Source organism: Flavobacterium sp., assembly GCF_035760125.1.
Classification (GTDB): Bacteria; Bacteroidota; Bacteroidia; order Flavobacteriales; family Flavobacteriaceae; genus Flavobacterium.
Map to the genome: position 1 here is coordinate 1 of NZ_DASTTN010000004.1, position 7,931 is coordinate 7,931.

A 7,931-nucleotide genomic window follows, 5' to 3' on the forward strand; every position below is an offset into this window, starting at 1 on the left:
TATTCAAACGTACGATCGCCCATTTTGCCATATCTGCAGCATTTGAGAATATCCCGCCTGCTGCGCCATTAATTTGATCACCAAAGGGATCAACTGTTTTTATAGCTTCTGATTCGGATGAATGTGGGGTTGCTAAATTACTTTTGTCCTTCATCAAACTGCTGCCTACGAAAGTATTGTTCATTTGCAACGGATCAACAATTCGCGTTTGTACAAATGCCTCATAAGTCATACCGCTTGTTCTTGCTATTACTTCTCCTGCAATTATGTAGAGTAAATTGTCATAATCAAATTGAGTTCTGAAAGCAGAAACAGGTTTGAAATATTGAAAGCTGTTTAATACATCCTTAATGGTAAAGTTTGAACCATCAGGGAAAAACATCAAATCACCAATGCCCAATCCGAGTCCGCTGCGATGCGTTAATAAATCCTGGATATTAAAATTCTCAGTTACATAATCGTTATACATTTTGAATTCAGGGATGTGGTCTTTTACTTTATCCGTCCATTTCAATTTGCCTTCGTCCACCAAAATAGAAAGCGCTGTCGTCGTGAATGCTTTGCTATTGGATGCAATTTGAAAATTGGTGTTTTCGTCAACCAATTTTTTTGTAGCAACAGAAGCAACTCCATATCCTTTTTGGTGAATTACTTTACCGTCTATAACAACGGCTATTGATGCTCCTGCTACCTTAAACTTTACCAAGGCATCTTCCATCAATAAATCGATTTTTTGAGATGTTACTTGAGCAAAAGCTGTAGTAGATGCAAAAAGAATAAAGAAGATTAATTCTAAAAGAGTGAATCTTTTTTTCATAATGGTGAATTTTTATTTTAAAGTTAGATAGTTCGAAGTTATTCTTGACTTGCTGTAACTTAACTCGTGTATATGCGAAATAAAACTTCTTGTATACATCTTTTAGTTGGGTAGAATGGTGAAGGTTTGTTTCGTTTTATGTTTTTTCAAATATAGAAAATAATAGTCACAAACCTACAAATTTCAATTTTTGTTCATTTCAGACAGTTTTACACTCCGGCTAGCAAGATAGGGCATCCGAAGAAAAAACAATGCCCTGATACGAGCTCGCTATCCTTTAGTTCAAGAGTTCTAATTTTAGAACTAAATTATTTTTTTGCTTATTTTTTATCAAATTAGACTATTGCATAACGTAGTGTTCATTAAATAAAATTATATATTTTAGCAAATTGTATTTAAACAATGCATAGTTCCAACAAAATATTTCAATAAAAATTCCTCTCCTGGCAAGACATTTGGAGTGGCGGTTGATATAGAATGGCAGCTTTGTTTTTTTGATTCACAATAATCAAACATTTTAAAAAAAATTTATGTCTCAAAACCGACGAAGCTTCATCAAAACTACAGCATCGGCTGCAGCCGCAATGATGCTGCCCTCTTTAGAGCAGTTAAAAGCCGAAACAAAACCCAGTTTTACCCAAAACAGCAATTTTAAACTACTTATCATGGCTACAAATTGGGGTTATGAGGGAAGCATTGAGGAGTTTTGTGCCGCTGCTAAAAAAGATGGGTATGATGGCGTGGAAGTTTTATGGAGCTCCGATGCCAAGGAACAGCAACAGTTATTTGAAGCCTTGAAGAAGCATCAACTGCAAGTAGGATTGATGTGTATTATTTGGGAAAGTGACTGGCAAAAGCATTTTACTGAGTTTTGCTCTAATCTAGATGCTATACTGAGCAATCCTTACCAAAAACCGCTATATGTTAATTGCCATTCAGGTAGAGATTATTATAGTTATGATGAGAACAAAGCCTTTCTTGATTATACCTTTAAAAAGTCTAAAGAAACAGGCATTCTCATTTGTCATGAAACGCATCGCAGCCGCATGCTGTTTGCAGCTCATATAACAAAACAGTTTATTGAAAAAAATCCGGACTTAAAACTAACTTTTGATGTATCACATTGGTGCAATGTACATGAAAGTTTATTATACGACCAAGAGGAAACAGTGAATTTGGCTCTCAAAAACGTTGAACACATTCACGCTCGCATTGGTCATTCACAAGGCCCGCAAGTAAACGATCCTCGTGCTCCCGAATGGTCTGAGACAGTAAAACGCCATTTTGAATGGTGGGATAAAATAATCGAACGTAAAAAACAGAAAGGTGAAGTGATGACAATTTTGACAGAATTTGGCCCACCTGATTATATGCCAACCTTACCTTATACCCGACAGCCTATAGCCGATCAATGGGATATCAACGTATACATGATGCAATTATTACGCAAACGCTATCAAAACAATTCTTAATATTTTATCTAAGAAACGGCTATTGGTGACTTACTGTCAAGACAAAAGCCGTTTTGTAAAATCTTATGATTCTATCCAAAAACATTCTTCCCTTTCCCTGTTGTAATTAGGCTAAACAAACTTTCTTCAATAAGCTGTCCCCAAGCCCACGAACAGTCCCCGTAACATTCAAATGCGGGAATCAAACCAATATGAGTAAAACGAACTTGTGTTTTATTATCAATTTCAGTTATTTCAAATACGACCTTCGTTCCTGTCCATTCGCTTTCATCCTTAAATTTCATTGGGTTTAATTTGCTGTCGGTTATAAGCCAAACTACTTTTTCATTTGGTATAAATTCAACTACTTGTTGTTTTGAATAATGAATATCTTCCATTCGATAGATAAATTCATCATTCAATTTATTGGTCTCGCCTTCAATTTCCCCTTGCCACCAAGCCCTAACATTATTGATGGCATTAAATACTTCACTTGCAGAATTATCTACGACTATCGTTGTTGTAAAATTTGTTGTTGCCATTTTTATTTATTTTAAAAAATTATTTAAGCAATACTAGTTGCCCTGAATGGTATTGCAAATGGGAGGTTCTGGTGATGACGATATTTAACTTATTGCGATGTGGTTCATTAACAAAATCTTCGGCAGAAACTGCAGTATGTTTTTCAAACCATTCTTCGGGTTTCAAACTATCAAATTTTTGTTTTAATACTTCGCATTGTTTAGCCCAAAAACTTCTCAATTCTGCTGCAGTTGGAATTTGCGCTACTGCTTTGTCAGGCGATTTAATAAACGGCTCATACAATTCGGGATAAAGCTTTTCACCCAAATCCAATAGTTTCAACATTTCGTCGTGTACAGCTATTAAATGTCCCAATAAATAAATCCCTCTGTTTCTGCCAGGTGCAATTTCCTTTTGCAAAGTTTCGTCCGTTAAGTTGCTGAGAATTGCATTCCAATTCGTAATGGATCCATTCCATCTGTCGAATACCATTTTTAAAAATATTTCTGTTGCTGCCATTTTTTAATTTTTATTTTTTTGAGTTGTTATAAATAGTTCTTTAAATTTTATTTCTCCTTAAGGCCCCATAGTACCTGTTTTAACTTCACCAGCACGTTTGTACTTTGCAATAATCACTCCGGTTGGCGTGACCAAACTCTCAGTTAATGTATAGGCTGCCGGAATCGATCCATCATCAAACAACTTTTTTCCTGCACCAAGAATCAATGGGTGAATTTTGAGGCTGAGTTCGTCCACTAAATCATTCTTAAGCAACAGCTGAATAAGTTTACTGCTACCCCAAACTTGAATATCAAAACCTTCTGAATTTTTGAGCTTTTTTATATCTTCCAAACTTTCGATAAATACAGTGTTTTTCCAGTTTGTTTTTTTTAAAGTATTGGACATAACGTATTTTTTACCATCATTGATACCAGGCCAAAAATCGGCATGTTCAGGCCAGAAGGATTCCCAAATCTCAAATGTCTTCCTGCCCAAAAGATAATCTGAAGGTTGTTCCAGCTCTTTTTGCACCACCTTGCCACCAACTTCATCATCGAACGGTGCGCTCCATCCGCCATATTCGAAACCTTCTGATGGGTCTTCTTTAGGTCCACCAGGTGCTTGCATTACTCCATCTAATGAAATAAATGACAAAACAATTATTTTTCTCATGATTATTATAAATTATACTTTACAAAACCCATTTATTGCTGTCCTAACGCAATTTCCATTTCTTGAACCGCTTTTTCTCCTTCTTTTGTAATGCCCATTATTTCGGTAAAAACACCAATTTCTTCTCGTGTGTCAAAAAAAACTATTTTAGCTATTTGTGTATCAAAGCTACTGACTATTTTGAAGCCTTTATTTTCAAACTCTGAAATCACATTGTCAAGATTTGCTATGGGTGTACTGTAAGCAATATGTTGAACTCCGCCCGTTGGGTTGTTGTTAATGTAGTCTTGAAAAATGCTTTTACCTGAAACGGGTTGAATAATTTCAATAAATGTCCCGCCTGAATAACTCATAGCAACAAGGTTTTCAGCATCGGCAAGTTCTCCATAATAGGTTCCGTCATAGTCCTGCAAACGAGTGGTGCCTATCGGACTAAAATTTGTAACACCAAACACTTCCTGAAAGAACCTTTTTGACTTCTCTACATCCTTCACGACCCAAGCAATTTGAGTTGGTATCAATCCCAAGGTTTCTGGTTTGTTTGTCTTGTCCATGCAATTAATTTTAAATGTTAATTGTTCTTTCGGTTGTGTCTTTATAGTGTGACGCTAACGTTTTGGGTCAAAATCCACCATCCATTCAATGCCATACTTATCTCTAAACATCCCGAAATTGGAACCCCACGGACTGTCGTCAATAGGATATTCAACATTTCCACCTGCTGAAAGTCCATTAAATAACTTGTCGGCTTCTTCACGACTTTCTGCGCTAATAGATATTTTAGATCTATTTTCATTTTCATTTACTGGACCCATACTTTCTGGAACATCATTGCCCATTAAAATGTTTACGCCAATAGGCAAAGCAATATGCATTATTTTATTTGCTTCATTTTCTGGTACTGGATATTCAGCGCTTGATATATCTTTGAAACGGATAATCCTTACGAACTCTCCGCCAAATACTGATTTATAAAAATTGAATGCTTCTTCAGCATTCCCGTTGAAGTTAATGTGAGGATTGATAAGTGCCATAATTTTGATTTTTTAAATTGTTTTTTCATTTCTTATTCCAAATATCTGAGTGTAGGATGTCGCAATACAATGACGCCTAACTTGTATCAATCTGATAAATTTTCTCCTATCTAATCTAAGATTTATCTAAAAAAAGCGTAGTTGTATAGCTTTTCAAATTTAAGAAATAATAGTTATAAATAGTCTGATCTGCTATAACATAAAAAGCTAATTATCTAATTTTAAACACAATCCAACAAAGACAAAGGAAACTTTATTTGTTTTTAAAGTTTCCATTGTTATATTTGCATTACAAAAAAATTACAAAACTGCACAATCATGGAAAACGAATGGAAAATTGATTCAAACGAATCAGACGTATTGATAAAGACGAGACATTCTTTGATTGACTACATGTCAGGATCCAAAAATAATTTTAAAGGACATGTTGCCATACAAAATAACGAAGTGGAAAATGCTTCCATCGAATTTTCTTTGAAAGCAAACGATAAGAGCAGAAACTCCGATTTGAAATTAATAGACTTTTTTGACTATGATGAAACTCCCGTTATTCAGTTCAAATCGACTTCTTTTGAAAAAGTAAATAAAAATATCAATTTTCTAAAAGGACATTTGACAATCAAAAACATTACTAAAGTAGTGGAATTGGACACCGAATTTATTGGTTACAACAACTATAATGGAGTTCAAAAAGCATTATTTGAAATCACGGGAAATATCAATCGAAAGGATTTTGGCCTTAATTACAACGCCTATTCCAATAATGGAGGATATGCTGTAGGTTCTGATATTAAACTTATTGCCAATTTGGAATTCACCCATAATTAAAATCAATGAAATCCCGTTTGACAAAATATATTTCTTTTATACTTTTACAATAACCAACTAACCCACAACTACATACAACATAAATGAAAGATAAAATCATATCCAAAGCAAGTGATTTATTTTTAAAACTTGGTTTTAAAAGCGTCACCATGGATGATATTGCCGGTGAAATGTGCATTTCCAAAAAAACGATTTACAAATACTTTTGTAATAAAGAAATATTGATTGAAGAAAGCACAGAATTAGTACACAAAACCGTCCACGAAGTCATAAACACTATTGTTGCCAAAGACCACAATGCCATTGAAGAGAATTTTGAGATTCGAAAAATGTTCAAAGAAATGTTTAAGGCCACAGATACCTCACCATTATACCAATTAAAAAAACATTATCCTGAAATCTATCAAAAGGTAATGAGCAGGGAATTGGACGAATGTACTATGTGCTTCAAACAAAATATAGAAAAAGGGATTCAACAAGATTTATACCGAAGTGATCTGGATATTGATGTCTATGTCAAATTTTATTACTCCTTAATTTTTAGCATAAAAGAAAACACCAGCTCCGAAAAAGAATCCACAAAACTGGAATTGCAGGCACTGGAATACCACACCAGAGCGATGGCAACACCAAAAGGAATAGTCGAGCTTGAAAAACAATTACTTAAAACAAATATATAATGAAGAATATTTTCATTCTAACCCTGACCCTTTTGACTTTGAGCGTCAATGCTCAAGACTCGAATAAGAGTTATTCCTTTTCATTACAGCAAGCCATAGATCATGCTCTCGAAAATAATTACTCGGCTATCAATTCCGGTCGAGATATTGAAGCGGCCAAAGAAAAGAAATGGGAGACTACCGCAATGGGTTTGCCACAACTTAATGCCGGTGTGGATTTTACCGACAATTTTGTGTTACAAAAATCGGTTGTTCCAGCAGAATTCTTTGGTGGAGAACCCGGAACTTATGCCGAAGTAGCTTTTGGGACCAAATACAATATGGTTGCACGTTCCACTTTAAGCCAGCTTATTTTTGACGGTTCTTATATCGTGGCACTTCAAGCTTCCAAAACCTATTTGGCCTATTATGAAAACGCTAAAAAAAGGTCAGATATTGACATCAAGGAAATGGTAATTAATTCTTATGGCAATGTCTTATTAGCCAAAGAAAATATTGCTATTCTAGAAAAAAACATTGCTTCCTTACAAAAAACACTGAACGACACCAAAGCCATTTACAAAAATGGTTTAATCGAAGAAGAAAGCGTTGAACAATTACAAATCACATTGTCATCATTGGAAAGTACCTTAAACTACAATAAGCGTTTATTGGATATCACCTACAAAATGCTGAAAATTAATTTGGGTATTGACATTAATGACCAAATCACATTGACCGATAAATTAGATGTTCTAACCATTCAAAACATGGATCTTTCTTTTTCAAATACGGAATTTGACGTGAACAGCAATATCGATTATAGAATAGCGACCAATTTTGAAGAGCAAAGATCATTAGAATATAAACTTCAAAGAAGCAAAGCCTTGCCTTCATTGGATGCAAAATTTAATTTTGGATATACCGCTTTTAAAGATGAATTCCAATTTTTTACACAGCATCAAAACTGGTTCAATTATTCGAATATTGGAGTTAGTTTGAATGTTCCAATTTTTAGCAGTTTGGCCAGAAGTTCCAGAACACAGCAGGCAAAAATTGCTTTGGATCAGGCAAAAACAGTTTTAAGCGAAACCGAACAAAAATTGAAATTACAATATGCTACCGCAAAGAGCGAATACGAATACAGCATCGCCGATTACGAAACCGCAAAAAGCAATTTGAATCTGGCAGAAAGAATTGAGAAAAAGCAGCAAATTAAATTTACCGAAGGACTTTCAACCAGTTTTGATTTCAATGATGCCCAACGTCAATTGTACAGCGCTCAACAAAAGTACTTGCAAACGATGGTTAACATCATCAACAAAAAAGCCAGTTTAGAAAAAATCACTACCAAATAATGACTTCCATTAAATATAAACTTATGAAAAAGATATTAATCCTAACCACCCTTTCAATTGTATTGATTGCCTGTAATTCATCTGAAAAA

General features: G+C 34.6%; 10 protein-coding genes. 4 read left to right on the forward strand and 6 right to left on the reverse strand.

Annotated features, from left to right (window positions below; all coding sequences use genetic code 11):
* Positions 1-817 (reverse strand): serine hydrolase domain-containing protein (locus VFS71_RS00130; RefSeq protein WP_326398627.1); only part of this gene is annotated, 817 nt, incomplete at its 3' end.
* Positions 818-1,347: 530 nt separating this feature from the next.
* Between VFS71_RS00130 and VFS71_RS00135 the strand changes: the two genes are divergently transcribed.
* Positions 1,348-2,289 carry a sugar phosphate isomerase/epimerase gene (locus VFS71_RS00135; RefSeq protein WP_326398628.1) on the forward strand — a complete coding sequence of 314 codons (942 nt, stop codon included), beginning with the start codon at positions 1,348-1,350 and terminating at the stop codon, positions 2,287-2,289.
* A gap of 71 nt (positions 2,290-2,360) precedes the next feature.
* Here the strand turns inward: VFS71_RS00135 and VFS71_RS00140 are convergent, their stop codons facing one another.
* The 5 genes from VFS71_RS00140 to VFS71_RS00160 are packed head-to-tail and all read right to left on the reverse strand — an operon-like array spanning position 2,361 to position 4,997.
* A complete protein-coding gene (locus tag VFS71_RS00140; RefSeq protein WP_326398630.1) occupies positions 2,361-2,810 on the reverse strand; it encodes an SRPBCC domain-containing protein in 450 nt (149 codons plus the stop codon).
* A gap of 19 nt (positions 2,811-2,829) precedes the next feature.
* The gene (locus VFS71_RS00145) at positions 2,830-3,309 is read right to left on the reverse strand and encodes a DinB family protein (protein ID WP_326398632.1); all 480 of its coding nucleotides are present in this window, start codon (positions 3,307-3,309) and stop codon (positions 2,830-2,832) included.
* Between the two features lie 57 nt (positions 3,310-3,366).
* On the reverse strand, positions 3,367-3,963 hold the full coding sequence (locus VFS71_RS00150) for a dihydrofolate reductase family protein (RefSeq protein WP_326398634.1): 597 nt from the start codon (positions 3,961-3,963) through the stop codon (positions 3,367-3,369).
* A 32-nt stretch (positions 3,964-3,995) separates the two neighbouring features.
* The gene (locus VFS71_RS00155; RefSeq protein ID WP_326398635.1) at positions 3,996-4,517 is read right to left on the reverse strand and encodes a VOC family protein; all 522 of its coding nucleotides are present in this window, start codon (positions 4,515-4,517) and stop codon (positions 3,996-3,998) included.
* Between the two features lie 54 nt (positions 4,518-4,571).
* Entirely contained in the window at positions 4,572-4,997 is a 426-nt protein-coding gene (locus VFS71_RS00160) for a VOC family protein (RefSeq protein WP_326398636.1), read from the reverse strand.
* 318 nt (positions 4,998-5,315) lie between these two features.
* Here VFS71_RS00160 and VFS71_RS00165 point away from each other — a divergent pair, with 318 nt between their 5' ends.
* The 3 genes from VFS71_RS00165 to VFS71_RS00175 all read left to right on the forward strand — a co-directional run bounded on the left by VFS71_RS00165 (position 5,316) and on the right by VFS71_RS00175 (position 7,842).
* Positions 5,316-5,825 (forward strand): YceI family protein, encoded by a 510-nt coding sequence (locus tag VFS71_RS00165; protein WP_326398637.1) that lies wholly within the window; start codon positions 5,316-5,318, stop codon positions 5,823-5,825.
* Between the two features lie 83 nt (positions 5,826-5,908).
* A complete protein-coding gene (locus VFS71_RS00170; protein WP_326398638.1) occupies positions 5,909-6,505 on the forward strand; it encodes a TetR/AcrR family transcriptional regulator in 597 nt (198 codons plus the stop codon).
* On the forward strand, positions 6,505-7,842 hold the full coding sequence (locus VFS71_RS00175; RefSeq protein WP_326398639.1) for a TolC family protein: 1,338 nt from the start codon (positions 6,505-6,507) through the stop codon (positions 7,840-7,842). Before VFS71_RS00170 ends, VFS71_RS00175 begins: the two co-directional genes overlap by 1 nt.
* Positions 7,843-7,931 lie beyond the last annotated feature (89 nt).